This is a genomic window from Bradyrhizobium sp. P2_E8 (assembly GCF_056403875.1).
Genome location: NZ_JBFUES010001382.1, coordinates 1 through 1,507, shown reverse-complemented (window position 1 = coordinate 1,507; position 1,507 = coordinate 1). Strand labels below are relative to the sequence as shown.

Below are 1,507 nucleotides of genomic sequence, written 5' to 3'. Positions count from 1 at the left end.
TGATGAAGCACGTCTTGTCGAACAGCTTCAAATCCAGCGGGTTCGGCAAGCGGACGTCGCTGAGGTCGGGGCAGGGCTTGACCGCGGGATCGTAGGATCGATCGATCTGCGAGATGAAGACGACGATCAGCCCCTTGTCGCGCGCGAACGATTTCAGTGCGCGCACCTGAACGGTCAGATCAGGGTTTTCCCGTCTCTGGTCGAGCAGTTGCAGATAGTCGATCACCACGACCGTGCCGCGGGGAGAAGCGGCCATCTGCTTGACGACGTAGTCGGCGCTGATCGCGTCGGAGCAATCGACCTCGAACATGTCAGCGAATTGCGCGGGGTCCACGCCGATCGCCCGAAGGCGCTCCAACACATCTCTCTCGGTGTATTCGAGCGAGAAGAACGCGGCGCGATGGCCCGACTTCATGGCCTCCGCGGCAAGCTCGAGGCTCATCAGCGTCTTGCCCTGGCCGGGGCGCGCCCCGACCAGCACAAGGTCACCGGGGCGGAATTGCGGGAACAGCCGATTGGCCGGCGTCATCGCCGCGGCTTTCGCCGCAAGCATGCTCCACGCGGCAAAACCTTCCGTCGTTGCGATGCGGTCAAGCGCGTCGTGGAGCGGAATGCCTTCCTCGCGGGACAGGCGTTTTGCTTTCCGCTTCAGATGGTAGATGGGTGCAGACAACTTCATCGAGAGAACCTCCCATTGCGAGCATGATCGCAATCCCTCCTTATGCCTGGCGCTCGAACAGTCGGTCCGATGATCTAGTCGCCCGGCATGACGTCTGCTTTCCCGGCGGAGGGGGGAGGCGTGGGCGGCGCCGGGATGAAGCGTAGCTGATTCCGCGCGCGCGGAGAACGCGGGCGGTGGGTCTCCAACAGGAAAGCGCCTAAGCGGCCGCTTCCGGCACCAGCGCGCGGGTCGGCCCGAACAGCTCTTCGAACGCTTGCCGAAGCGCGACGTCGACATCGGCCATGGTCACGAGCTGGCCGAGATCGACCAGCGAGGTGACGCCGTAGCGGGGATCGGCGACGCCGCAGGGCACGATCCCTGCGAAATGCGACAGCTCCGGCTCGACATTGATGGCGATGCCGTGGAACGACACCCAGCGCTTCAGCCGGACGCCGATTGCGGCGATCTTGTCTTCGTGCTCGGGCCCCTTGTCGGGGCGCTTCACCCAGACGCCGACCCGGTCCTCGCGCCGCTCACCGCGGACGTTGAAGGCGGCGAGCGTGCACAGGATCAATTCCTCCAGGCTCGCGACATAGGCCCGCACGTCCGRCCGGCGCCGCTTGAGGTCGAGCATGATGTAGGCCACCCGCTGGCCGGGCCCGTGATAGGTCAGCTGCCCGCCGCGCCCGGTGGCAAAGACCGGGAATCGGGAATCGAGCAGGTCGGATTCCTTGCCCGAGGTGCCGGAGGTGTAGAGCGGGGGGTGTTCGAGCAGCCAGACCAGCTCCGGAGCCTCGCCCGCCGCGATCGCGGCGACCCGCGCCTCCATGGCGGCCACGGCCTCCG

2 protein-coding genes are annotated in these 1,507 nt (G+C 66.0%); both read right to left on the bottom strand.

Annotated features, from left to right (window positions below; translation table 11 throughout):
* Positions 1-679 (bottom strand): DNA helicase (locus AC1D00_RS40665; protein ID WP_477014584.1); only part of this gene is annotated, 679 nt, incomplete at its 3' end.
* Between the two features lie 199 nt (positions 680-878).
* Positions 879-1,507 (bottom strand): lipoyl(octanoyl) transferase LipB (gene lipB, locus AC1D00_RS40660; protein WP_477014583.1); only part of this gene is annotated, 629 nt, incomplete at its 5' end.